Raw genomic sequence first — 24,590 nt, forward strand, 5'->3', positions numbered from 1 at the left:
CGCGGCAGACGCTGGAGCCGGATTTGTCCGGCACAAGAGGTGACGATGGTGACGATGGAGCACACGCCGCCCGGGTGTCCCAAGGGACTCGCGTCGTACGTGGCCGAGTGGAACCCGGCCCCGGTCACCGCCACGGACCCGCTGCCCGCCGCGCCCGCCGCCGCCCTCGGCGCCGTCCTCGACCGGCAGGACACGGCCCCGGGCCCCGGTGAACCGCTGCCGCCCCTGTGGCACTGGCCGTACTTCCTCGACTGGCCGGAGCAGCGGCGGCTCGGCGCGGACGGGCATCCGGCCGAAGGCCCCTTCCTGCCGCCCGTCCCCGACCGGCGGCGGATGATCGCGGGCGGCAGGGCCGAGTTCACCGCGCCGCTCCTGCTCGGCGCCGCGGCCCACCGCACGAGCGGCGTCGTCGGGACCGAGGTCAAGCACGGCCGCACCGGCGAGATGCTGTTCGTGACCGTCCGGCACGAGATCAGCCAGGAGGGCGTGGTCCGCGTCGTCGAGGAGCAGGACGTCGTCTACCGCAGCGGCGAGGACGCGCGCCGCCGCACCCGCTTCGCGCTCGACACGGCGGACGCCCCGCCCGCGAAGGAGTCCTGGGAGCTGCGCCTGCGGCCCACCCCTTCGCTGCTCTTCCGGTTCAGCGCCCTGACCGCCAACGCGCACCGCATTCACTACGACACTCCGTACTGCAAGGACGTCGAGGGCTATCCCGGACTCGTGGCGCACGGCCCGCTGCTCGTCCTGCTCATGCTCGAAATGGTTCGTGAGAACGCTCCGGGGCGGACGGTGCGGGCGCTGTCGTACCGTCTGCGCGCACCGCTGTTCGTGGGGGAGCAACTGGTGGCGGTGGGCGAGGAGGGCCCCGGCGGCGCGGAGCTGCGGGTCGCGAGCCGCCGCGAGGAGCGGCACGCGAGCGCACGGGTGACATTTGCTTGAGGCCTTGAGGCCTAGGCCGGGGCCGGTGGCGCGGCAGCGCGTCCGTCGGGGACCCGACGTGCACCGGACGTACGGCCGACGCGCGCCGGAAGCGCGCAGTTCAGCCGGTGCCGCCACCGTGCGGAGAGTGCTGCGCCGCCGCGGCGCCGGACCCCGCGTCCGCACCCGGAGACTCCCCACGAACCGAGAACGGAACTGTCATGTCCTCGACATCGCTCGTTTCGACGGCCACCAGCTCGTACGTCACCTCCCTCGCGGACACCACCGAACAGATCCGGGCGGCCCAGCGGCTGCGCCACCGGGTCTTCGGCGAGGAGATGGGCGCGACCTTCGACACCCCCCTGTCCGGTCACGAGATCGACGCCTGGGACGACCTCGCCGACCATCTGATCGTCACCGACACCTCGACCGGCGAGGTCGTCGGCACCTACCGGCTCTTTCCCCCGGGCCGGTCCGAACGCTCCTACTCCGAGAGCGAGTTCGACATGCGGGCGCTGAACGCCCTGCGTTCCTCCACCGTCGAGGCGGGCCGGTCCTGCGTCCACCCGGACCACCGCTCGGGCGCCGTCATCAACCTCATGTGGTCGGCGCTGGCCCGCTACGTCCTGCTGTCCGGCTACCGCCACCTGGCGGGCTGTGCCTCCGTGCCGCTCGCGGACGGCGGCCGCTCGGCGTCCGCCGCCTGGCTCATCGGCACCACCAAGCACGCCTCGCCGCCGGAACTCCGGGTCCACCCGCGACGGCCCTGGACCCCGGCCGCCGCCGCGCCCGACCGCCCCTCCTACGCCGATCTGCCGCCGCTCCTGCGCGGCTACCTCCGCCTCGGCGCGTGGATGTGCGGCGCGCCCGCCCACGACCCCGACTTCGACGTCGCGGACTTCTTCGTCCTGCTCGACATGGAACGGCTCAGCGACCGCCACCGCCGCTTCTTCCTCGGGGAGACGGTCCTGTGAACCCGTGGACGGTCGAGCCCGGCTGCCCGGCGAGCTGTGCCGGGCCGCCGGAACCTCGGGTGTCACCGCCTGAACTGCTGCGCAGGTACGCCGCGTTGACCTACGCCCTGACCCGGGCGGCGGCGCGCGGCGACCGGCTCGCGGAGCCGCGCGTGCTGCGCTCCGAAGCGCGTGCCGTGCTCGACGCGCTCGGGGTGCGGCTCCTCGCGGGCCGGGAACCGCTGTCCGCTCCGGACGGCGCGGGCAGGGGCAAGGGGACCGGCACGCTGATCGCGGCGAACCACATTTCCTGGCTCGACGTCGTCGCGCTGCTCGCCGTGGAACCGGCTACCGTGCTCGCCAAGCGCGAGGTGGGCCAGTGGCCGCTCATCGGCACCCTGGCCCGGCGTGCGGGCACGCGGTTCATCGACCGGGACGGAAGGCCGCGCGAACTCCCGTACACCGTGGCCGCGTTGGCGGAACTGCTGCGGGATGGCACCTCCGTCCTCGTCTTCCCGCAGGCGACGACGTGGTGCTCCGCGGCGGGCGGCCGGTTCCGGCGCGCGGCGTTCCAGGCGGCGGCCGACGCGGGTGCGCCGGTGCGTCCGGTGACCGTCGAGTACCGCCAGGGCGGCGTGCCGAGCACCGCGGCGGCCTTCCTCGGCGACGAGGACTTCACCGCGTCGCTGCGCCGGGTGGCGGGCGCCCGCGATCTGACGGTGCGGATCACGGCGCACGCCCTGCTCGGCGGCACCGACCGGCGGGCCCTCGCCGCCGCGGCCCAGCGGGCCACCAGGTCAGCGGCGGTTCCTGCACCGCGGCCGGTGGCGGTGCACCGGGCGGACGCACGGGAGCGGGGCGGGCGCGCGCGTGGCGCAGACCGTGTTGCCCAGTGGCGCGTCGGCCAACCGCCGCCATACGAAGGCCAGTTGACGGGCGAAGCGGACGGCGGGCCGGTGGGCGAAGACGAGGTACGTCATGGGGTCACCTCCGGGAAGGGGAGTGGGGCAGTGGTCAGTAGGTGATGCCGAGCGCGCGGTCCGTGAGGGGGCGCGGCGCGGGCAGAGAGACGGCGGACGTTCCGTCGACGGTGAGCCGGATCGTCGGTCCGGCGGGCACGAGAGCCATGGCGGCCTCCCAACGGGCGGGGCGGCGGCACCGGTTGTGGCACGGGGGCCAGGGGTGTCAGTGCGTACCGCGAGGAGAAGGGCGGAGAGCGGGGCGGCGCAGATCCGCGCACGAGCGCGCGGTGCGGCTCCCACCGGGAACCGGGATCGGACTCGACATCGGAAACGCCATCGGACTCGGACTCGGACTGTGGTCCATGATTTCCCGCCTCCCTTCTTCCTCGGCTCTGGTCCCGCTCTGTCCCCGCGCCGGTTCGGCTCGGCGCCGAACGTGGCGGAATTGCCCCCAACGTAGGCAGGGGGAGGGCCGATGGACCAGGGGCCAAGGTCCCGAACATCCGCGCTCACGCGGGGAGTGGCCGCCTTGGGCGTACGGAGCTCAGTCGTCACGGGTGCCGCCCTGCTCGCCGAGGCCGACGAGGGTCTCTCCGTTGTCCAGGCGCGCGCCGACCCGCAGGCGTGCGTCATGTGGGGCGCGCACCGCGAGGGTTCGTCCGGCGTGCTTGTCCTTGACCGTGCCGGACAGGGTGACGTCGGTGACGGCGCGGCTGCCCGCCGCCAGCGTGTACCAGTGTCCCGCCCCCGACTTCCAGTGGGCCGCGGCGACCACGTGCTGCCCGAAGCGGCCGCAGGCGGCGGTGGACCCCTGGTGCGCCACCACCCGGGCGGGCGCGGACGGCGGTCCGCCGGGGGTGCGGAGCTGGACCTGCACGGAACCGGGGCCGCGCCACGTGGTGGCCCGCGCGCAGGTCCACACCGCGCGGCCGCCGTTCTCCGGCAACTCCTGCTGGGCGAAGTCCCACGCGTTCACCGAGCGCACCCCGGCGCCGCGCAGCCCGTCCAGGGCGCATGCCGAGTGGGCCCAGGCGAGCAGGGCGGTGGAGCTCGTGGCCTCACGGGGCTGGCGCGCCGGTGGCGTGCCGCCGCCGGGCAGCGGGGTGTGCGTGAGGTGGACGGGCGAGAGGCCGCCGAGGTCGGTCAGCAGGAAACTGTGCTTCTCGACGATGCGCGAGGACGACCTCAGCTGCAGGACCGGCCTGCTGGCACAGCTCTTCACGTCCGCGCCGGCGACCGGCGCCGTGACCCCGTCGGGGCGGACCGGCAGGGTCTTGGCGGGGGTGTCGGGGCGCAGCAGGTCACGCGTCTCGGCCTCGGCGATCCACGGCGCCGTGAGGTAGCGGACCTTGCCGCCGCCACGGGTGACGGCGACGGCGGCGGCCGTCGTCACATCGGCGTCGTCCGTGCGCGCCACGTCCCAGGTCGGGGTGGATCCCGAGGTGTCCCTGGTCGAGGCGTGGACCACGAAAGCCTGGTCCGACACGTCGTCCGACGACGCCGGCGAGGGCTCCGTGTAGCGGGCGATGCGGTCCCCGTCGCCGAAGAGGACCACGGTGCGGTCATCGACGTCTCCCGCGTACAGCAGTTGCGGCGGGCTCGACGGCGGCTGCGTCGGTGTCGTGGATGTGGCCGCCGTGCGGGTGCCCGGCGCGGGGCCCGCCCAGCTGCCGAGGGCCCGGGCCAGCAGGTCGCGGTCGTCGGTCCGGTCGCCGCGCGCGGGCCAGGCCGTGAAGTCGACCCGGGCGGTGTCGGCCCATTCGTCGCGGGGCGTCCGGACGAGCCTCGCGGGGTCGAGGGCGCCCGTGGCGAGCGCCCGGGACGAGCTGCCGGTCGGCGCCGACGAAGGGCCGACGGCCCTGGGCCCGACGACGGCCACGGTGGCGAGCGTGATGGCGGCGGCCCCCGCGGCGGTGCACGCGAGGAGCCTGCGCCGCCTGCGCCGCAGCAGATCGGTCGGCCGGGTCTGCACCGAGCAGGCGTCGAACTCCCTGGACCTGAGGAGCGCCTCGGCGAGCGCGCCCGCGGAGGTCTCCAGCTGCCGGGCGCCGCGCAGCGCGACCGCGGGCTTCTCGACCCCCGCCGCGGCGAGGAGCTCCGCGGTGCTCTCCTCGGAGAGGTGGTCCACCCGGCACAGCACGAACGCGGCGCGGGCCGGTGCGGGTGCCCCGGACAGGGCCTGTGCCAGGGCCAGTTCGTCGGCGCCGCCGGACCGGGGAAACAGCTGGAGTCCCCAGACGAAGGGCAGTGCGGGGAGCAGTGCGCGCGGCGGCGGCAGGACGCCGGGCCAGCCGGTCGGGCACCGGTCGTACCGGAGCGCCGTACGCAGCACCTGGGCGCGGGCCCAGTCCCGCTCGGAGCGGTCCGTGCGGTCGCCGCGGCGCTGTCCCGGCACGTGGGCGTCCCGGCGAGGAGGCCGTATCCCCGGCATCGCCCGCTGGACCGCGGAGTGTGCGGCGAGGACCCGGCGGTGCCGGGAGAGCGAGGGCGACAGGGTGAGGTACGCGAGACGTACCAGATCGGTGTAATGCTCGAGCAGAGCGGTCTCGGCTCGGTCGAGTGCTATGCGGCCGGTTTCGGCCGCATCATTACCGGAGCGGGTGGGCATGGGACGGTGGCCTTCCAAGTGGGTGACGCCGTGTCTCTGTCATGCACTTGGTCGGTCAAACGAGTGAATCTTGGGATGGTCACAGCCATTCGTTCCGGTGGCGCCCGCGCGCTGGTGGGCAAGGGGTTCACGACCGTCGGGCGACACCGCCCCGCTGAGCGGAAAGGCCGTCGCGGGGAGACGGTGTTCGCAGGACCGATGGCGCGGCACCTGTCGCGGGGCGAAACCCCGCGGCACGGCGGGTCGCCGGATCACGACGGCTGGAGGCACCACCGATGAGCGACGACGGCCAAGACACCGCGGACGGCGGCGGCGACGGCGGTTCCGCACCGCCCCTGCGCTGTCTGGTGACGGGCGCGACCGGCTACATCGGCGGCCGCCTGGTGCCCGAGCTGCTCGCCGCGGGACACCAGGTGCGCTGCCTCGCGCGCTCCCCCGACAAGCTGCGCGACCAGCCCTGGTCGAGCCGGGTGGAGACGGTGCGGGGCGATGTCACCGACGCCGAGTCCGTCGGCGCGGCCCTGCGGGACATCGACGTGGCCTACTACCTCGTACACGCCCTCGGCACCGGACGCGGCTTCGAGCGCACGGACCGCGAGGCCGCCAGGATCTTCGCGGCGCGGGCCCGCGCCGCGGGCGTGCGGCGCATCGTCTATCTGGGCGGTCTGACACCGGCAGGCGTCCCGGCCCGCGACCTGTCGCCGCACCTGCGCTCGCGCGCCGAGGTCGGCGAGATCTTCCTGGACTCCCCGGTGCCCGCCACGGTGCTGCGGGCCGCCGTCATCATCGGCTCCGGCTCCGCGTCGTTCGAGATCCTGCGCTACCTCACCGAACGGCTGCCCGTGATGGTCACCCCGAGCTGGGTGCGGACCCGGATCCAGCCCATCGCCGTGCGGGACGTGCTGCGCTATCTGGTGGGCAGCGCGCGGATGCCCGACGACGTGAACCGCGCGTTCGACATCGGCGGGCCCGACGTCCTCACGTACCGCGACATGATGCGCGGGTACGCCGCCGTCGCCGGTCTTCCGCGCCGCCTGATCGTGCCGGTGCCGATCCTGACGCCAGGACTCTCCAGCCACTGGATCGGTCTGATCACTCCCGTGCCGCGGTCCATCGCCAGACCGCTGGCACAGTCGCTGAGCCACGAGGTGGTCTGCGAGGAGCACGACATCGCCCGTCACGTGCCCGATCCGCCGGGCACGCCGATCGGCTTCGACCAGGCGGTGTCGCTCGCGCTGCGGCGGATCCAGCAGGCCGAGGTCGTCACGCGCTGGTCATCGGCGGCGGTGCCCGGCGCGCCCAGCGATCCGCTGCCCACCGACCCGGACTGGGCGGGCGGCAGCCTCTACACCGACTGCCGCGAGCAGCGCGTCGACGCCTCGCCCGAGCAACTGTGGCGGGTGGTCGAGAGCATCGGCGGCGAACACGGCTGGTACTCCTTCCCGCTGGCCTGGGCCGTGCGCGGCTGGCTGGACCGGCTGGTGGGCGGCGTCGGGCTGCGCCGCGGCCGCCGTGACGCCCAACGGCTGCGCGTGGGCGACTCGTTGGACTTCTGGCGGGTGGAGGAGATCGAGCGGGGACGGCTCCTGCGGCTGCGCGCGGAGATGCGGCTGCCCGGCCTCGCGTGGCTCGAACTCCGGGTGGAGGAGGACGGGAAGGGCGGGGCCCGGTACCGGCAGCGGGCGCTCTTCCATCCGCACGGCCTGCTCGGGCAGGCCTACTGGTGGGGCGTATCGCCCTTCCACGCCGTCGTGTTCGGCGGGATGGCCCGCAACATCGGCCGTGCGGCCGAGGCGACGGGCCGTCCCGCGGACGGCTAGGCGGTGGAGCTTTCGGGTGTCCGGGCGGCTAGGCGGTCGAGCCTCCAGTTACCGGGACGGCTAGGCGGTCGGCCGGAAGAGCCGCGAGGCGTTGTCCCCGAACGTCCAGCCCTTGGACCCGTCCCAGTTGATGGACCAGGTCATCAGGCCCTTGAGGGCGCCGCCGTAGGTGTTCCACGCCTGGGAGACCAGGTTCGGCGCCATGTAGCCGCCGCCCGCGCCCGGTTGGGCGGGCAGTCCCGGGACCTGCTTGTCGTACGGCACCTTGATCGTGGTGCCCTGGATGACCAGGCCCTTGTTGAGGCAGTCGGTCTGCTTGGTGAAGCCCTGGACGGTGCCCGCGGAGTAGGAGTCGCCGGAGCAGCCGTACATGCTGCCGTTGTAGTACTGCATGTTGAGCCACCACAGGCGGCCGTTGTCGGCGTACTTCTTGACGATGGGCAGGTACGCGCCCCAGATCGAGCCGTACACGACGCTGCCGCCGGTGACGTAGGCCGTCTCCGGGGCCATGGTCAGGCCGAAGTTCGGGGGCATCTTCGCCAGCACGCCGTCGATGATGCGGATGAGGTTGGACTGGGACGACGAGAGCTGGTTGATGTTGCCGCTGCCCACGAGGCCGGTCTCGATGTCGATGTCGATGCCGTCGAAGTTGTACTTCTTCAGGATCGGCACGATCGTCTCGACGAACCGGTCGGCGACGGCGGGGGAGTTGAGGTCGATCCCGGCCGCCGCGCCGCCGATGGACATCAGGATGGTGGCGCCGTCCGCCTTGGCCTGGCACATCTCGGCGGGCGTCGAGACCTTCACCGTCGCGTCCATGCCGTCCTCCCACAGGACGGTGCCGTCGGAGCGGATGACGGGGAAGGCGGCGTTGATGACGTTGTAGCCGTGCTGCTTGATGCGGCTGTCGTTGATGGGGGTCCAGCCGAACGGCGGGTGCACGCCGTTCGACGCGCCGTCCCAGTTCTCCCAGTACCCCTGGAGCACCTTGCCCGCGGGCTTCGACTTCACCTCGCAGGTGTCGGCCCGGGGGGCCTCGGGGGCCGCCGCGGCGGCCGGGAGTTGTGCGGCACAGGCCAGTGCCAGGGCGGATCCCAGCAGGCGTAACGTCCGACCGATCACGCTGTGCTCCTCGGGTGCGGAGAGGGGGGAGACCTGGAGACGTGCGTGGTGCGATGCGTCACGGTAGGCAGGTACAGACCAAGCGTCAATAGGTCTGTACCAAAGAAGGAGCGCCTGATTCCGGGGGGCGGGCCCGGGGCTCAGTCGTCGACGGGCAGGCCGCGGGAGTGCTTGATGCGCTTCATGATGATCTGCGAGTTGACCTCCGTGACCCCGGGCAGCGCGGTGAGCCGCTCGATCCAGAGGCGTTCGTACGCGGTGAGGTCGGCGACCGCGATGCGGATCAGACAGCCGGGGCTGCCGAACAGGCGGTACGCCTCGATGACGTCCGGCACGTCCTGCAGCGCCGCCTCGAACGCCTCGACCGTCTCGCGGTCCCTGCGCACCTCGATGGAGACCAGCACCTCGAAGCCGCGGCCCACCGCGTCCGGGTCGAGGACCGCGCGATACCCCTGGATCACGCCGTCCTGCTCCAGCTGTCGCACTCTGCGCATACAGGGCGAAGCGCTCAGCCCCACTCGTTGGGCGAGTTCCTGATTGGTCAGTCGGCCGTCGTTCTGAAGCTCGCGCAAGATACTGCGATCGATATCGTCCACAGCGCAATTATCCACCTATTGTGTTGCGCGAGCGGCCGATGTTGGCAAGCACATTGCGCAGTGTTCGAACTATCCTTGCGCGGGGCCCGACCGCTACCACGGGGGCCGGTGATTCTCGGGATTCATACACTTATGGGAGGTACGCAGAGGTGGAAGCCGTGGCAGCAGTGGACGCGCAGGCACGCCGGATCGTCGTCATCAGCACCGGCGGGACGATAGCCAGCAGGTGGCAGGGCACCGGCTTCGCGGCCGACGCCCCGGGCCGCGAGGTGCTCGCCACGGCCTCGATACCCGGCGGCATCACCTCCGAGGTCATCGACCTCTTCAACGTGAACAGCCCGCGCCTCACCTCCGCGCAGCAGCTCACCCTGCTGCACACGGTGCACGAGGTGCTCGCCGACCCCGGCGTCGACGGCATCGTCGTCACCCACGGCACGGACACCCTGGAAGAGTCCGCCTTCCTGCTCGACCTGCACCACCACGACCCCCGCCCGGTGGTCTTCACCGGGGCCCAGAAGCCGCTCGGCGCCGAGAACGGCGACGGGCCCGGCAATCTGTACGACGCGCTGCTCACCGCCGCCACCGTGCGCGGCCTCGGCGTCCTTGTCGTCTTCGACGGCAAGGTGCACGCCGCCCGCGGCACCGTGAAGACGCAGACCGTGGCGGCCGACGCCTTCGCCGACCCGTCCGGGCCGCGCGTCGCCAACGTCGGCTTCGGCAAGGTCTCCGTACTGCACCGCCCGGTGCGCCCCGAGCCGATGCCGCTGCCCGCCGTGGTCAACAGCGGATCCCTGCCGCGCATCGACATGGTCATGCACCACGTCGACGCCGACCCGCTGTTCCTGGAGGCCGCAGTCGAGGCGGGGGCCCAGGGCATCGTCCTGGTCGCCACGGGCGCGGGCAACGCGACGCCCGAGTTCGTCGCGGCGGTCGCCGCCGCCATCGACCGGGGCGTTCTCGTCGCCCTCACCACCCGCGTCGCCGCGGGCCCCGTCACCGAGATCTACACGCACGGCGGGGCGGTCGACCTCTCGGCCGCCGGAGCGATCCTCACCGGAACCCTGCGCGCGGGCCAGGCCCGCTCCGCGCTCCTCGCCGTCCTGCTCGGCGAAAGCGGACAGGAGGCGCGCGCCAAGGAGCTGCGCCGTGTCCTCGGCACCGCCGCGGGCGGCGTCACCGCGGAGGGGCGGGCGGCCTAGGCCACGCCGCCGGGACCACCGCGCACAAACGTTTCTTCGCACGCAGCGAGAGCTCGCATGCAGCAAGAGCTCGTACGCAGCATTCGCACGCAGCAAGAGAAAGACCTCGAAGACCCCCATGACTGCCGCCGCGCCGACCAGCGCCCACCGCCGCGAACACGACCTCCTCGGGGACCGTGACGTCCCCGCCGACGCCTACTGGGGCATCCACTCCCTGCGCGCCACGGAGAACTTCCCCATCACGGGCATCCCGATCTCCGTGTACCCGCACCTGATCGAGGCGCTCGCCGCCGTCAAGGAGGCCGCGGCCCGTGCCAACGAGGAGCTCGGCCTGCTCCCCAAGGCCAAGGCCGACGCGATCGCCGCCGCCTGCGGGGAGATCCGGCAGGGGCGGCTGCACGACCAGTTCGTGGTCGACGTCATCCAGGGCGGCGCGGGCACCTCCACGAACATGAACGCCAACGAGGTCGTGGCCAACCGCGCCCTCGAACTGCTCGGCCACGCCAAGGGCGACCACCAGCACCTGCACCCCAACGAGGACGTCAACCTCAGCCAGTCCACCAACGACGTCTACCCGACGGCCGTGAAGATCGCGACGATCGCCGCGGCGCACGGACTGCTCCGCGCCATGGCCGTCGCGCAGGACGCGTTCGCCGCCAAGGCCCTGGAGTTCCGCGACGTCCTGAAGATGGGCCGTACGCAGCTCCAGGACGCGGTGCCCATGACGCTGGGCCAGGAGTTCTCCGCGTACGCCGTGATGCTGGACGAGGACCGCAGCCGCCTGGCGGAGGCGGTGGAGCTGATCCACGAGATCAACCTCGGCGCCACCGCCATCGGCACCGGCCTCAACGCCCCCGCCGGATACGCCGAGACCGCCCGCAGGCACCTCGCCGCCATCACCGGGCTGCCGCTGGTGACCGCCCCGAACCTGGTGGAGGCCACCCAGGACTGCGGCGCGTTCGTGCAGCTCTCCGGCGTCCTCAAGCGCATCGCCGTCAAGCTCTCCAAGAGCTGCAACGACCTGCGGCTGCTCTCCTCGGGGCCGCGCGCCGGGCTCAACGAGATCAACCTGCCGCCGGTGCAGGCGGGTTCGAGCATCATGCCCGGCAAGGTCAACCCGGTCATTCCCGAGGTCGTCAACCAGGTCGCCTTCGAGGTGATCGGCAACGACGTGACCATCACCATGGCCGCGGAGGCCGGACAGCTCCAGCTGAACGCCTTTGAGCCGGTCATCCTGCACTCGCTCGCCAAGAGCATCACCTCGCTGCGGGCCGCGTGCCTGACGCTCGCGGAGCGGTGCGTCTCGGGCATCACCGCCAACACGGAGGTGCTGCGGGCGTCCGTGGAGACCTCCATCGGTCTGGTGACCGCGCTCAATCCGCACATCGGGTACACGGCTGCCACGGAGATCGCTCGGGAGGCTCTTGCCACGGGTAGGGGCGTCGCGGAACTGGTTCTGGAGAAGGGGTTGTTGCCTCCCGAGCGGCTGGCGGAGTTGCTCACTCCTGAGCGGGTGGCAGGCACGGGTCGGTTCTGAGGCCGCGGGCTGTGTGGGGTTGAGCGCGCAGTTCCCCGCGCCCCTGAAGGGGCGCCCCCCTGCTCAGCCGAGTGCCAGTGTCTCCAGCGCCGCCCGGGCCGTGAACTCCTGATGCCCGCCCCGGAACAGGAGTTCCGACTCCGTGAACGCCGGGTCGTCCGCGTGGGCGGCGACGTAAGGGATCGCCACGCACCGCATGCCCGCCGCGTGCGCCGCCGCCGCGCCCGGCGCCGCGTCCTCGAAGACCACGCAGTCGGCCGGGGACGCGCCGAGCAGTTCGGCCGCGGCGAGGAACACGTCGGGCGCGGGCTTGCCGCGCGGGACCTCCTCGGCGGAGACGAGCGTCGTCAGCTGGGCGTCCAGGCCCGTGCCGGACAGGATGGCCTCGATGGCCGCGCGCGAGGAACCCGACGCCACGGCCATCGGCACGCCCGCGTCGTGCAGCTGTTCCACGAGCTTGCGCATCTCCGGGTAGACGTGGGTACCGGCGCGGGCCAGGGCGAGGTAGCGGCGGTCGAGGTCGGCGAGCAGTTCGGTCACCGGCACCTCGATGCCGTACTCCTTCTTCCAGAGCGCGAGCGTCTCGTGCGAGCTGATGCCGACGTACTGCTCGTTGTCGGCCCAGGTGAACGCGCGTCCGGTGTACTGGGCGAGCAGGTCCCGTGACGCTTCGTAGTAGTTGGGCTCGCTGTCCACGAGGGTGCCGTCGAGATCGAAGATGACCGAGGTGCCGCTGGAAGTGCTCATGGTGTCAAGCATGCCAAAGGCGCAGATCACGGGCGTGCCGCGGCGGACCTGCCGATCGACTCGACGAGCGGGAGGAGCCGGTGCGGCACGCGCTCGCGCAGCGCCATCTCGGTCCGGGTGCGCACCACGCCGGGCAGCTGGATCAGCTGCTGGATTACGTCCTCCAGGTGGCCGTTGTCCCGCGCGGCGACCCGGGTCAGCAGATCGCCGTCGCCCGTGATCGAGTACGCCTCGATGATCTCGGGCACGGCGGCGAGCGCGTCGCCCACCTCGTCCAGGTGCCCCTGGGTGACCTCGATGTGTACGAAGGCGATGACCGGGTGTCCGAGCGCCGCGGGGGAGAGGGACGGGCCCGTGCCGGTGATCACGCCGTCCCGCTCCAGCCGGTCGAGCCTGGCCTGGAGGGTGCCGCGGGCGATGCCGAGCAGCCGCGCGTACTCGCGCAGGCTGGTGCGGGGCTGTTCGAGGAGCAGCCGCAGGATGCGGGTGTCCAGTTCGTCGACGGCCATGGTCGGTGGTTCTCCCAGGTGGGCGGGGCTGATCGCAGGTGACTGTAGCCGCTGGAGCCGATGGCCCGCGCTGGCGAGCGGCCCCGCCCCCTGGGTGTGTCAGGTGACTACTTCGGGGTCACCCAGACCTGCCGCTTGTTCGCGTTCGCCGTGTACAGCTGGACCTTCGTGCTGTTGGCGGTGGAGCCGCCCGCCACGTCGAGGACCTTGCCGGACGCGACGTGCACGATCTGGCCCTTCGTGTTCACCGACCAGCGCTGCGACGCCCCGCCGTTGCAGTCGTAGAGGCTGATCTTGTTGCCGTTGGTGGCGGCGTTGCGGTAGTTGTCCAGGCACTTGCCGAGCGCCCGGAACGTGCCGTCCTTGCCCAGGATCCACGACTGCCCGGGGCCCTTGTTGCACGTGTACAGCTGGACCTGTGTGCCGTTGGCGGCCTTGCCGCCCTTGATGTCGAGGCACTTGGCGCCGATGCCGGTCACCTTGCCCTGCGGGGACAGTTCGGCGCCGCCGCCACGGGCCAGGTGGCGCAGGCCCTGGACGTCGTACTGCTGGACGTAGGTGCCCGCGCGCTTGTCCTGGTAGGCGGTGGTGGGCGTGCACATCACCGGGTTCTGGCCGGAGTCGGTGCCCTTGACGCAGTCCCCGCGCGCCGCACTGCGGTTGGCGTGCGCGAGGCCCATCGTGTGCCCGAGCTCGTGGCTGACGTGGTTGCGCAGGTAGGGCTCGCCCCAGGAGGGCTTCGCCTTGCCGTCCGCGGTGAAGAACTCGTCGTCGATGTAGGCGTGCCCGCTGGTCACGGTGTCGGCGACGGACGAGGAGTAGAAGCCGCAGCTCAGGTTCTTGGTGCCGGAGCCGTCGCGGACGACCTTCCAGCCGGTGGAGCCCCCGTCGGCGGGCGGCACGCACGGGTGGTGCAGGACACCGATGACGATCTCGCCCTTGGGCCGCACGTAGTCCCAGCCGACCGGATTCGTGTCGACGGTGACCGGCAGGTTCGTGACGCGCTGGAGTTCGGCCGCCGACCTCTTCACGTAGGGCGCGAGCCAGTCCACGGCCTTCTTGTCGTAGAACTTGATCGTGTAGCCGGAGGCGAGGTACTTGGACCCGCCGCCCGACTTCCAGCCCTCGCCGTGCGGGGCCTCCGCCGCCGCGGCGGCCGAACGCCGGGCCGGGGCCGACTTCAGGGACAGCACGCCGTCCTCGAAGGCCGTCCCGTCCGCACTGGAGACGCCGAAGTCCGCGGTCTCCATGTGGCGTGCCGCGGGGTTGGCGGGCCCGGCGGCGGGGCGCGTGTCCTGCGGCTCCTTGTCATTGGTGCCGAACGCGCTGGGCGACAGCTGCAGGCCCGCCACGACGGCCGCCGCGGCACCCATCGCGGCCATGGCTATCCGGCGTTTGCGGGTGCCGCGCTTACGTGTGGAGCTCAATTCCCCGTTGTCCTCTCGCTGTGGAACACGTGCCGACCCCGGGCCGCCACTGGGGACCCGGGGTCGAACAGATGATAGGCGTGAAGTGCGGGGCGGATGTTGCCAGTTGGCGGTGCCGTTGTCGAACGCCGTCAGTGGGCGTTCTCCTCCGACCGTCAGTGGGCGTTCTCCGTCGGGCGGAGGTTCTTCGGAATCCTCGCCCAGGTCAGCGCCGCGGCCGCCAGCGGCAGCGCGGCCGCCATCAGGAACGTCGGCGTCATCCCGGAGGTGAACGCGTCCCCGGCCCGGGCGAGCAGGGCGGTGCCCGCAGGGCCTGTGAGCTCGCCCGCCACCCGCGCGGCCTCGCCGACCGAGTCGCTCACGGCCGCCGCGGTGTCGGCCGCGAGGCCCATGTCGGGCAGGTTCACGCGGTACAGCGCGGTGGCGACGGAGCCGAGGATGGCCACGCCCATGGCGGCGCCGAGTTCGTAGCAGGTCTCCTCGACGGCCGCCGCGCCGCTGACGTCCTGTGCCGGGGTGGCCGCCATCAGCGTCACCGATGCGGCGGTCGTCGCGATGCCGACACCGAAGCCGAGCACGGCGAGCGCGACGGCCACCTCGCCGTAGCCGAGCGGACCCGACAGCTGGAGCAGCCACGGCAGGGCGAGCCCCGCCGTCATCAGGAGCAGACCGCCGGCCATCACGTGGCGGATCGGCAGGCGGTGCATCAGCGCGGGCGTGATCAGCGAGGTGATGACCAGGCCGAGGGGCGCGGGCAGCAGCCTGATGCCCGCCTCCAGCGGGGTGTAGCCCTGTCCGTACTGGAACCACTGAGTGATCAGGAACAGCGCGGACCCCAGCGCGATCATGCCGAGGAAGATCGAGGCGGCGGCGATGGCGAACGGCCGCGAGGCGAACAGACGGACCTGGAGCAGCGGGTGCGCCAGGCGCAGCTGACGGCGGACGAAGACGGTGAGCGTCACCGCGGCCACGACGAGCAGCGCCCAGGCCATCGGGTCGGCGGGGCCGCCCTTGCCGAGCTGCTTGATGCCGCCCGCGAGGGCGAGCATGCCGACCACGGACTGACCGACGCCCCACCAGTCCCAGCGGCCCTCGCGGGGCTGGTGGGACTCGGGCAGGATCCACAGACCGAGCCCGATGATCACAAGCGCGACCGGGATGTTGATCAGGAACGCGGAGTGCCAGCCGTTGTGCTGGACCAGGATGCCGCCGACGACCGGGCCGAGCGCCATGCCGCCACCGAAGACCGCCGACCACACGGCGTACGCGAAGGCGCGCTCGCGGGCGTCGGTGAAGACCTTCCGCAGGATCGACAGGGTGGCGGGCATGATCGCCGCGCCACCGGCGCCGAGCAGCGCGCGGGCGGCGATGACCTGCCAGGCGGCCGTCGCGAAGACGGCGAGCAGGGAGGCGAAGGCGAAGACCCCGAAGCCGATCAGGAGCAGCCGCTTGCGGCCCCACCGGTCACCGAGGGCGCCCGCGGTGACGAGCAGTCCGGAGAGCACGAGGGCGTAGATGTCGATGATCCACAGCTGCTGCACGGAGCTGGGTCGCAGATCGGCGACGAGGGAGGGGAAGGCGACGTTCAGGATCGTGGTGTCCATGGCGATCAGCAGCAGGCTGCCGGACAGGATCGCGAGGACGGCCCAGCGCCGTGGATCACGCTGCGGGGTCATGGTGTAACACTCCAAGTTCGAATGAGACGCTAATGTCTCACATGAAACTCGTAAGTGTCTACTCGGGTAGACCGCCTCAACGCGGGGAAGCGGGGGAGGGGATCGCGTCAGAGCACCCGCCGCAGCGCGTCCGGCGTGAGGTCCGCGAGGGACGGGTACCCGTCGACGGCCATGAGCAGGTCGGCCTCGGCGAGCAGCGAGCGCAGGACGTGGGTGACGCCGTCGGCCCCGCCGATGCCGAGTCCGTACGCGTACGGGCGGCCCACGCCGACGGCGGTGGCGCCGAGCGCGACGGCCTTGACGACGTCCGCGCCGCTGCGCACACCCGAGTCGAACAGGACGGGCAGCCCTTCGGCGGCCGCCACGACGTCGGGCAGTACGTCGAGTGCGGGAAGACCGCCGTTGGCCTGGCGCCCTCCGTGGTTGGGGCAGTAGACGCCGTCCACCCCGCCGTCCCTGGCGCGGCGCACGTCCTCGGGGTGGCACAGGCCCTTCACGACCAGCGGCAGCGAGGTGAGTGAGCGCAGCCACGGCAGGTCGTCCCAGGTGAGCGGGTTGCCGAAGAGCTGGACCCACTTCAGGATCGCGGACTGCGGATCCTGCTCGGGGCCGGCCGGGAGCTGGGCGCGGAAGACCGGGTCGCTGAAGTAGTTGGCCAGGCAGTGTCCGCGCAGCTGGGGGAAGTTGGCGGTGCTCAGGTCGCGCGGCCGCCACCCGGTGATCCAGGTGTCCATGGTGACGACGATCGCCTTGAACCCGGACTTCTCCGCGCGCCGCACCAGGCTCTCGGCGAGCTCCCGGTCGGTCGGCGTGTACAGCTGGAAGAAGCCGGGCGTCTCGCCGAACTCGGCCGCGACCTCCTCCAGGGGATCGGCGGACAGCGTCGAGGCGATCATCGGCACCCCGGTCCGCGCGGCGGCGCGCGCGGTCGCGAGATCGCCGTGCCCGTCCTGCGCGCAGATGCCGAGGACACCGATGGGCGCCATGAACAGGGGAGAGGGCAGCGTCAGACCGAACAGGTCGACGGAGAGGTCGCGCCGGTCCGCGCCCACGAACATGCGCGGCATCAGGCCCCAGCGCTCGAACGCGGTGACGTTGGCGTCCTGCGTCCGCTCGTCCCCGGCGCCGCCCGCCACGTACGACACCACCGAGGGCGGCAGCGCGGCCTGGGCGCGGGCCTCCAGTTCTGCGTACGTCATGGGGTACGGGGGGACGACCCCGCGCAGTCCGTCGAGGTAGATCTCGTCCTGGTAGTCCTTGTACGGACGCGGTGTCGGTGTCATGGACCCGCATGCTGCCAGGGAACGGTGAGCCCGTACACGTACGCGATCCGTCCGGTTGGCGATCACCCGACGGGGGAATCACCGTGGGGCAGGAACGGCCGCGCAAGACATGCCGCGGCCCCGGCGGCGGAGCACGAGCCCGCATGTTCGCCGGTTTTCCAGGGAGGGGATGTGAGCTGTCATGCGTGCGCACGGGCGCGCCCATCGGCTTACCGCATGTGTGGAGTACGCGCTGCCGCAAGAAGCCGCATCGGCAAGGCGGGCACGTAAGTTGACCTCGGCGTTCCTCGCCAGGTCCCATCGGCGCAGGTGCGAGGTGACCGCCGAGCGGATGGACGACGTCACGCTCATCGTGTCCGAGCTCGTCGCCAACGCCGTCCAGCACGCCCGCGGCGGCTGCCGCCTGCGCGTCGAGGTGGCCGGTGACCGGGTGACCGTCGAGGTGTACGACGCGAGCCCCGTCCACCCCAAGGTCCGTCGCCCCAACTTCGTCAGGGAGAGCGGCCGCGGCCTCGCCATGGTGCGCCAGCTCGCCCAGCGCCTCGAAGTGGTGGGCGCGCCCCGCGGCGGCAAGACGGTTCGAGCGATTCTGGCGGGGTGAGGCCGGCGCCCGTCCCCGGGCGAGGGGGCGGGCGCCGGTCCGGGGCCGTCAGACGCCCGCGCGGGCTTCTTGCCGACGGTCCCGTACGGCATCGGGATCCGTGCGCGCGAGCGGCGGCGCGGCCAGGCAGGCCCGCACGGCGAGGCCGCCGCGTGTCACCGCGAGCGCCGTGGCCAGCACGCCGATCGCGACGAGCAGCCACCCCGTGTCGGGGACGAACAGCAGGATCTCGGAGAGGTCCACCGTCACCTGCCGCGGCAGTACGTAGACGGCCGTGACGGCCAGGACGAGCAGCCCCGTGACCGAGACGGCCGCGCCGACGACGATCCGGCGCCTGCCGCGCGGCCGCCCGCGCGACGGACGGAAGATCCTGAACAGCGACCAGAGCAGCGCCAACGCGAGCACGGCGGCCGTGACGGTCACCGTGGTCAGCATGGCGTCGAGCATCGGGTCGGTGGAGGCGGCGGCGGGACGGCCGCCGAGCAGGATGCGCATCGCGCCCAGCGCGGTGGCGTTGAGGAGCTCGTCGCGCTGCGGGCTGTAGGCGTTGTCCTGGACGACCACCGCGAGCCCGCGCTCGGGGGCGAGGACGACGGTGCCGTGGTACCCGGGCGTCGCACCGCCGTGCCACACGACGCGCTCGCCCTCGAAGGAGTCGTCGCGCCAGCCGAGGCCGTAGCGGTGGGAGGTGCCCGCGGGAACGGTGCCCTTGTGCAGCTCCCGCAGACCGGCCGGTGAGACCACGGCGCGCGCGGCCGCGTCCCCGTGGCCGAGATGCGCGACGGCGAACCGGCTCAGGTCGTCGATGTCGGCGCCGACATAGCCGTACGGCACCCCCGAGGCGTCGTACGGCGGGTCGAAGCGCTTCGGGTGGCCGAAGAAGTAACGGTGGCCCGGGGCGAGTTCACGCCGTTCGGCGTCGCGCTCGTCGACGAGGGTGCCGTCCATGCCGAAGGGCCTGAGCACCGACTTCCTGAGGTAGTCGCCGAAGGGCTGCCCGGTGACCTTCTCCACGACGGCGCCGAGGAGCATGTAGTTGGCGTTGCTGTACTCGTGGCGCTCGCCGGGCGGCGCGCCCGTGCGGGCGCCGGCGAGGCCGCGGGCCGTCCGCTCGACTCCGCCGGGGGCGTTGTCGAACCGGTCGGCATGCGCGATGCCGTCCCGCTCCGAGAGACCGCTGGTCTGGTTGAGCAGGTTGCGGAGCGTGATGCGGTCGGCCGAGGGGCCCGAAGGACGGAACCACGGCAGATAGCGGCGCACCGGCGCGTCCAGGCGCAGGGACCCGGCCTCGGCCAGGCGCATGACCGCGGTCGACGTGATCGGCTTGGACAACGAGCCCACCAGGAACGGGGTCTGACGGGTGATCGGCTTCCCGTCGCCGTCCTTGCCCCAGGTTCGTCGGTGCACGACCTCGTCGTCCTTGACGACCGCGAGCGCCATGCCGGGAAGGCGCAGCCGCTCGCGCTGCTTCTCGGCGTGGGCGTCAACGCGCTTGAGTTCGGCCGGAGTTGGTCCCGCTGTGCTTTTGGTCGGCGTGGGGGCGGATGCGGCGGCTGATGACGCGGCCGTCCCCACCACGGCCGCCGCCGCTAACCACGCCGCGCCCAGGCGCCGGACCCAGGTGTGCCGTCTGCTTCCCATGACGTCTCCTCATAACCATATTCTCGTACGGTTTTGACGTTACCGTACGTCTGTATGGTTGAGTCATGCCTCGCACATCCGATCACCAGGAGCGCCGCCAGCAAGTCGCCGCCGCGGTGGAACGGATCATCACCACCGACGGCCTCAACGCCGTGACGGTGGCCAAGACCGCGGCGGAGGCCGGGATTTCGGTCGGTCTCGTCCAGCACTACTTCCGCAGCAAGGACGAGATGCTGCTGTTCGCGTACGGCCACGCGCTGCAGCGCTTCGAACAGCGGGTGACCGCGCTCGTCGGCCGGGCCGAGGAGGTGGGGACGCGGATCGAGCACATCGTCGTCGACGCGCTCGCCGAGAGCATGCCGCTGGACGCGGAGCGCCGCAGGGAATGGCGCATCGCGCTCGCCTTCACGGGCCGCGCGGCCGACGACCCGCGCCTGGGCGAACTGAAGGTCGCCGCGCTCCGCCGCACCCGTGCCCTGATCGCCCAGGCGCTCATCAACGCCAAGGAGTGCGGCGAGGTCGCCCCCGAGGTCGACGAGCACGTCGCGGCGGCCCGCATCGCCGCGTACGTGGAGGGGCTCGCGGCCCATCTCCACGCCGACCCCGAAGGGCTGACGCCGGACGCGGCGCTCGCCGCGCTCGGCGATCACCTGGCGGGCGTCTTCACCGGGCAGTGCGAGCTGCGCCACCGGGAGCCGGGGGAGCGGCCCGCAGGGTAGCGAGGGGAACGGCCCCGGGCTGAGGTGCTCAGGCGGTGCAGTGCTTCTGCGTGTCCAGGCGGACCTTCCGGCCGGTGAACTCCTCCAGGACGGCGATGTTCTCCGGGGCGTAGTTGGTCGCGGTGATCTTGTCGGCGTCCTTGCTGCCCAGCTTGCCGGTGTAGGGCGCGGACTTCTCCAACCAGTAGGCCGTACGCAGGAATTGGGTGAGCACCAGGTCGCGCAGCTTGGGCTCGGCCTTGATCTGGGACCAGTAGGCGGGGTGCTTGTCCTTGGCGACGCGCAGATAGAGCAGCAGGTACCGCAGGTTGGTGGCGGCGATGTCGCGGGCGTTACTGGCGCCGACTCCCTTGATGTACTCCTGGAGGACGGTGACCGAGGGCAGTCCGGTCAGCCCGGCGTTCTGCTCGGCCAGCACTCCCTGGAGGCGGTACGACCCCTGTTGGCTGTCCCGCAGATAGATGTCGTCCATGGAGGAGCTGAGCCCGTCCTTGATCAGCGGCAGGATCTCCTTGCGGGGGAAGCCGCCGTGCAGCGGCACCGCGAGCGCCTGCTGGCCGCCGTTGATCCAGGCGGCGATGTGGACGTCCCAGTCCGTGCGGGACGGGTCGAGGTCCCACATGTGGGTCTCCTCGTGGATCGCCACCATCATCGACTCGGCGAACCCGTCGAAGCTCCGCTTGTCCACGAACTGGTCCCAGTACCTGTCGTTGGCCTGGGCGATCGCCAGCGCCTCCCCGCTGGGCCAGCGCCGCTTGTACATGGCCTGGAGGGTCCGCATCCAGTTCGAGGAGGTGAAGCCCGCCTTGAGGTCGCTCAGATCGGCGTCCGGGCGGGACGGCTCGTCGTAGCAGTAGGGATCGGGGATGCGGCTCTGTCCGGTGACCCCGGAGGGGGCGCCTTGTGCGGGTCCCGCGGCGACCGCGGTGCCCGCCCCGAGGGCCAGGACGAGGCATGCGGTCAGCAGGCGGGCGGAGAGTCTACGGCTCACGAGAACCCCTTCTCGAAGCGATCGCGTGGCGGTGCGGTGAGCGACGGGCGGGAGCTGCGCGTTCGCTCGCCCGTCAAGGGGCAGGTGAGCCGCGTCGTCCGTCGCCCGCCAAGCAACGTATGACCTCCCGCGCCCCACGCCTAGCTGTCATGTACCCATAACATTCGTGTGCGTCGGTACGGCTCGAAGGAGTGAGCCCGGGCTGTGGCACCTGCCGGGCGGTGGCGTCGACGCGGGGGAGCAGCCGCGGGAGACGCTGGCGCGGGAGCTGTACGAGGAGACCGGTGCCGAGGTCCTCGACGCCCGCCTCGTGGACGCCCGCACGTACACCGCCCACCGGCTCGGCGTGCGCTGGCACTTGGTGGCTCTCTTCTACCTCGTCGAGCTGGCGCCGGGACCGGTCGAGGTCACCAGAACCGATGACTCGACCGCCGAGGTGGCCTGGCTGCCGCTCGCGGAGCTGGCGGAGCCGATGCTCTCGCCCGCCGCGGCCGACGCGTTGGGGATGATCGGCGGGCGGTAGCGGGGCGGACAGGCGGCTAGCCCGGGCCCGGATCCGCCACCCCCGTGACCGCCGCCGTGCTCGTGCGTACGATCAACTCCGGCTGGACGGAGGCGGGTTCGGGCTCGGCCCGCGGGTTGTCGATGAGCCGCAGCAGATGGCCGAAGGCCAGCGCGCCCATCTCGGTGAAGGGCTGTGCCACGGTCGTCAGCGACGGGGAGCAGTACTCGGCGAGTTCGATGTCGTCGACGCCCACCACGGAGATGTCCTGGGGCACGCGGCGGCCCAGTTCGTGCAGGGCGCGGATCACGCCGAACGCCATCTCGTCGCTCGCGGCGAACACCGCGGTCACCTCGGGGATCCGGCCCAGCAGCAGGCCGTTGCGGTAACCGGACGAGGGGGACCAGTCGCCTTCGAGCACGGGCGGGACCATCCGGCCCTCGGCCTCCAGGGTCTGCCGCCAGCCCCGCATCCTGCTCGCCGCGTCGAGCCACTCGCCGGGGCCCGAGACGTGCCAGACGGTCTCGTGCCCGAGGTCGAGGAGGTGGCGGGTCGCCAGCTCGGCGGCCCGCACCTGGTCCACCGCGACGACCTCGGAGGCCGCCGTGCGCGAACCGTCGACGGTCACCGTGGGCAGGGAGTCCGTCAACTGCTCGATGCGGGGGCTCACATGGATGAGCGGGATGGCGAGGATGATGCCCTCGACGCGCTGATCGGCGAGCCGGGACAGGGCCGCCTCGACGGCGGAGGTGTCGAGTGAGGCCGTGGACGCGGTGGAGACCGAGTAGCCCGCCTCGTACGCGGCGCTCTCCACGCCGAAGGTGAAGGTCAGCCGGGAGTAGAACGTCGTCTGCAGGGTGACCACGCCGATCGTCCTGCTGCGGCCCGACGACAGGATCCGGGCCGCGCTGTTCTTGCGGTAGCCGAGCCGTTCCACGGCGGCGAGCACCTTGGCGCGGGTCTCCTCGCGGACGTTGGGATGGTCGGAGAGGGCGCGCGAGACCGTCTGCGCGGAGACGCCCGCGACCCGGGCCACATCGGCCATGCCGGGCGGCCGTCCGTTGTCCTCTTCACCGTTCGCTGTCCGCATGCGCCCTCTCTCGGTCCTTTCTCTCCGGCCCGCTCGACCGGTCCGTTCCACCGGTCCGTGCGGCGGATGATACCGGCCCCATGCCCGTCTCAGTGGGTCGAGAGAGGCATCTGAGGAAGGTATTGGCATCGATAACATTCTCTGCCATAGTTCCGGCCATCGGTGCTGAGAATGAGGCCTCGTGCGGCTCGCGGCGCACCGATCTCACAGCAGGCCCCGCCCTTGGTGTCCGGGTCTGATCCCTGCCCATGTACACAAGGAGGGGCCGTGCAGAAGACGCGTCTGCGTACGGCGGGAGTCGTCGGAGCGCTCGCACTGACGTTGGTGCTCAGCGGATGTTCGTCGTCCGACTCGGACTCGGCGGGCGGTGGCGGTGGCGGATCCGCCACCATGAAGTTCTGGGGCTGGTCGCCGGGGTACGCGGACGCGGTCAAGGCGTTCAACAAGTCGCACCCCGACATCAAGGTCGAGTACCAGGAAGTGCAGCCCGGCGCCAAGGGCGGCTACCAGAAGATGCTCAACGCGGTGCAGGCCGACAACGCGCCCTGCCTGGCCCAGGTCGGCTACGAGACGCTGCCGAGCTTCGCCGCGCAAGGCGCCCTCCAGGACGTCGCCAAGTACGCCGAAGGGGACAAGGGCGACTTCCAGAAGGCGGCCTGGAACTCGGTCTCGCTGGGCGGCGCCGTCTACGGAGCCCCCGTCGACACAGGCCCGATGGCCCTCTTCTACAACAAGAAGGTCTACGACGATCTTGACCTGAAGCCCCCGAAGACCTGGGCCGAGTACGCGAAGCAGGCCAAGAAGATCCACGCGTCCGACCCCAAGCGCTACATCTCCTCGCCCTATCTGAACTACGACTACGCGGGCCTGTCCTGGCAGGCGGGCGCCAGCTGGTTCGGGATCAAGGGCGACGCCTGGCAGGTCGACCTCGCGTCGGCCGCGGGCAAGAAGGTCGCCGACTACTGGCAGGGCCTCGCCGACGACGGCCTGATCAGCAAGGCGCCCATGTACGACCAGGCGTGGTACAGCGGTCTTGGCAGCGGTAACATCGCCACCGTCGTCGGCGCCGTCTGGCAGGCCGGAGTCATCAAGGGCGGGGCGAAGGACGGCTCGGGCGACTGGGCCGTGGCGCCCATGCCGCAGTGGGCCGCGGGCGACACCCCCGTCGGCAACGCGGGCGGTTCTGCCACCGCCGTACTCAAGGGCTGCGAGTCCACCGAGGCCGCCTGGACCTTCGCCCACTGGCTGAGCACCGACCGCGAGGCCTACGGCGGCCTGGTCGACAAGGCGTCGCTCTACCCGGCCGCCCCCGCCCTGCTCGACCTGCCCCAACTCAAGGCAGGAGACCCCTACTTCGGCGGCCAGAAGATCTACGACGTCTTCGCGGCCGCGGCGCCGAAGGTCAGCTCCGACTGGACCTGGGGCCCCGTCATGACCAAGACGTCCGCCGACCTGGACGACGCGCTGAGCAAGGCATGGGCAGGCAAGGGAACCATCGCGGACGCCCTGCGCGGCACCCAGGACAAGACGGTGAGTGAACTCAAGAACCAGGGCCTGACGGTGGCCGACTAGGGCCTGTCCGCCACACGCCCCGGCGGCCGCCCGCGCACCCCGCGGCGGCCGCACCCCGCGGCCACCCGAGGCGGCCGGTCCTGAGGACCGGCCGCCCCTCTGTCAGGCGTCGAACCG

21 protein-coding genes are annotated in these 24,590 nt (G+C 71.9%); 10 read left to right on the forward strand and 11 right to left on the reverse strand.

Going from position 1 to position 24,590, the window contains the following annotated elements; translation table 11 throughout:
• The first annotated feature begins 54 nt into the window (after window positions 1-54).
• From CP970_RS37725 to CP970_RS37735, 3 genes are all read left to right on the forward strand, one after another.
• Window positions 55-939, forward strand: coding sequence for a hypothetical protein (locus CP970_RS37725; protein WP_055550553.1), 885 nt, complete (start codon window positions 55-57; stop codon window positions 937-939).
• Between the two features lie 200 nt (window positions 940-1,139).
• Entirely contained in the window at window positions 1,140-1,892 is a 753-nt protein-coding gene (locus CP970_RS37730; RefSeq protein ID WP_055550493.1) for a GNAT family N-acetyltransferase, read from the forward strand.
• 59 nt (window positions 1,893-1,951) lie between these two features.
• A complete protein-coding gene (locus CP970_RS37735) occupies window positions 1,952-2,896 on the forward strand; it encodes a lysophospholipid acyltransferase family protein (RefSeq protein WP_063806148.1) in 945 nt (314 codons plus the stop codon).
• A 481-nt stretch (window positions 2,897-3,377) separates the two neighbouring features.
• Here the strand turns inward: CP970_RS37735 and CP970_RS37740 are convergent, their stop codons facing one another.
• The gene (locus tag CP970_RS37740) at window positions 3,378-5,441 is read right to left on the reverse strand and encodes a hypothetical protein (protein WP_055550491.1); all 2,064 of its coding nucleotides are present in this window, start codon (window positions 5,439-5,441) and stop codon (window positions 3,378-3,380) included.
• Between the two features lie 275 nt (window positions 5,442-5,716).
• Between CP970_RS37740 and CP970_RS37745 the strand changes: the two genes are divergently transcribed.
• Window positions 5,717-7,261 (forward strand): SDR family oxidoreductase, encoded by a 1,545-nt coding sequence (locus CP970_RS37745; protein ID WP_055550489.1) that lies wholly within the window; start codon window positions 5,717-5,719, stop codon window positions 7,259-7,261.
• A gap of 60 nt (window positions 7,262-7,321) precedes the next feature.
• Here the strand turns inward: CP970_RS37745 and CP970_RS37750 are convergent, their stop codons facing one another.
• A complete protein-coding gene (locus CP970_RS37750) occupies window positions 7,322-8,383 on the reverse strand; it encodes a chitinase (protein ID WP_055550487.1) in 1,062 nt (353 codons plus the stop codon).
• 140 nt (window positions 8,384-8,523) lie between these two features.
• Complete coding sequence (locus CP970_RS37755) at window positions 8,524-8,979, reverse strand: Lrp/AsnC family transcriptional regulator (RefSeq protein WP_055550485.1); 456 nt, start codon at window positions 8,977-8,979, stop codon at window positions 8,524-8,526.
• Window positions 8,980-9,137: 158 nt separating this feature from the next.
• On the opposite strand from CP970_RS37755, the gene CP970_RS37760 reads away from it, so the two are divergent.
• Together CP970_RS37760 and aspA are read left to right on the forward strand one after the other, a co-directional pair.
• On the forward strand, window positions 9,138-10,178 hold the full coding sequence (locus tag CP970_RS37760) for an asparaginase (RefSeq protein WP_224058938.1): 1,041 nt from the start codon (window positions 9,138-9,140) through the stop codon (window positions 10,176-10,178).
• 118 nt (window positions 10,179-10,296) lie between these two features.
• Window positions 10,297-11,715 carry an aspartate ammonia-lyase gene (gene aspA, locus CP970_RS37765; RefSeq protein ID WP_055550481.1) on the forward strand — a complete coding sequence of 473 codons (1,419 nt, stop codon included), beginning with the start codon at window positions 10,297-10,299 and terminating at the stop codon, window positions 11,713-11,715.
• A 63-nt stretch (window positions 11,716-11,778) separates the two neighbouring features.
• On the opposite strand, the gene CP970_RS37770 is transcribed toward aspA, so the two are convergent.
• The 5 genes from CP970_RS37770 to CP970_RS37790 form a co-directional block, all read right to left on the reverse strand.
• On the reverse strand, window positions 11,779-12,462 hold the full coding sequence (locus tag CP970_RS37770; protein ID WP_055550552.1) for an HAD family hydrolase: 684 nt from the start codon (window positions 12,460-12,462) through the stop codon (window positions 11,779-11,781).
• 26 nt (window positions 12,463-12,488) lie between these two features.
• Complete coding sequence (locus CP970_RS37775; protein ID WP_055550479.1) at window positions 12,489-12,971, reverse strand: Lrp/AsnC family transcriptional regulator; 483 nt, start codon at window positions 12,969-12,971, stop codon at window positions 12,489-12,491.
• A 107-nt stretch (window positions 12,972-13,078) separates the two neighbouring features.
• The gene (locus CP970_RS37780) at window positions 13,079-14,398 is read right to left on the reverse strand and encodes a ricin-type beta-trefoil lectin domain protein (RefSeq protein WP_224058939.1); all 1,320 of its coding nucleotides are present in this window, start codon (window positions 14,396-14,398) and stop codon (window positions 13,079-13,081) included.
• 155 nt (window positions 14,399-14,553) lie between these two features.
• On the reverse strand, window positions 14,554-16,074 hold the full coding sequence (locus CP970_RS37785; RefSeq protein WP_055550475.1) for an MFS transporter: 1,521 nt from the start codon (window positions 16,072-16,074) through the stop codon (window positions 14,554-14,556).
• Window positions 16,075-16,181: 107 nt separating this feature from the next.
• Window positions 16,182-17,357 (reverse strand): alpha-hydroxy-acid oxidizing protein, encoded by a 1,176-nt coding sequence (locus tag CP970_RS37790; protein ID WP_055550473.1) that lies wholly within the window; start codon window positions 17,355-17,357, stop codon window positions 16,182-16,184.
• Window positions 17,358-17,538: 181 nt separating this feature from the next.
• On the opposite strand from CP970_RS37790, the gene CP970_RS37795 reads away from it, so the two are divergent.
• Entirely contained in the window at window positions 17,539-17,958 is a 420-nt protein-coding gene (locus tag CP970_RS37795; protein WP_224058940.1) for an ATP-binding protein, read from the forward strand.
• A gap of 48 nt (window positions 17,959-18,006) precedes the next feature.
• On the opposite strand, the gene CP970_RS37800 is transcribed toward CP970_RS37795, so the two are convergent.
• Window positions 18,007-19,599, reverse strand: coding sequence for a serine hydrolase domain-containing protein (locus CP970_RS37800; protein ID WP_079043701.1), 1,593 nt, complete (start codon window positions 19,597-19,599; stop codon window positions 18,007-18,009).
• 65 nt (window positions 19,600-19,664) lie between these two features.
• Between CP970_RS37800 and CP970_RS37805 the strand changes: the two genes are divergently transcribed.
• Window positions 19,665-20,318 carry a TetR/AcrR family transcriptional regulator gene (locus tag CP970_RS37805; RefSeq protein ID WP_055550469.1) on the forward strand — a complete coding sequence of 218 codons (654 nt, stop codon included), beginning with the start codon at window positions 19,665-19,667 and terminating at the stop codon, window positions 20,316-20,318.
• A 28-nt stretch (window positions 20,319-20,346) separates the two neighbouring features.
• Here the strand turns inward: CP970_RS37805 and CP970_RS37810 are convergent, their stop codons facing one another.
• Entirely contained in the window at window positions 20,347-21,309 is a 963-nt protein-coding gene (locus tag CP970_RS37810) for a hypothetical protein (protein ID WP_206188665.1), read from the reverse strand.
• Between the two features lie 166 nt (window positions 21,310-21,475).
• Between CP970_RS37810 and CP970_RS37815 the strand changes: the two genes are divergently transcribed.
• Window positions 21,476-21,832 (forward strand): NUDIX hydrolase, encoded by a 357-nt coding sequence (locus tag CP970_RS37815; protein WP_224058941.1) that lies wholly within the window; start codon window positions 21,476-21,478, stop codon window positions 21,830-21,832.
• Between the two features lie 16 nt (window positions 21,833-21,848).
• Here the strand turns inward: CP970_RS37815 and CP970_RS37820 are convergent, their stop codons facing one another.
• Window positions 21,849-22,901: a LacI family DNA-binding transcriptional regulator gene (locus tag CP970_RS37820; RefSeq protein WP_055550465.1), complete on the reverse strand. Its 1,053-nt coding sequence runs from the start codon at window positions 22,899-22,901 to the stop codon at window positions 21,849-21,851.
• Window positions 22,902-23,168: 267 nt separating this feature from the next.
• Between CP970_RS37820 and CP970_RS37825 the strand changes: the two genes are divergently transcribed.
• A complete protein-coding gene (locus tag CP970_RS37825) occupies window positions 23,169-24,473 on the forward strand; it encodes an ABC transporter substrate-binding protein (RefSeq protein WP_224058942.1) in 1,305 nt (434 codons plus the stop codon).
• Window positions 24,474-24,590: the final 117 nt, after the last annotated feature.

It is taken from the genome of Streptomyces kanamyceticus (assembly GCF_008704495.1).
In the GTDB taxonomy this organism is placed as follows: Bacteria; Actinomycetota; Actinomycetes; order Streptomycetales; family Streptomycetaceae; genus Streptomyces; species Streptomyces kanamyceticus.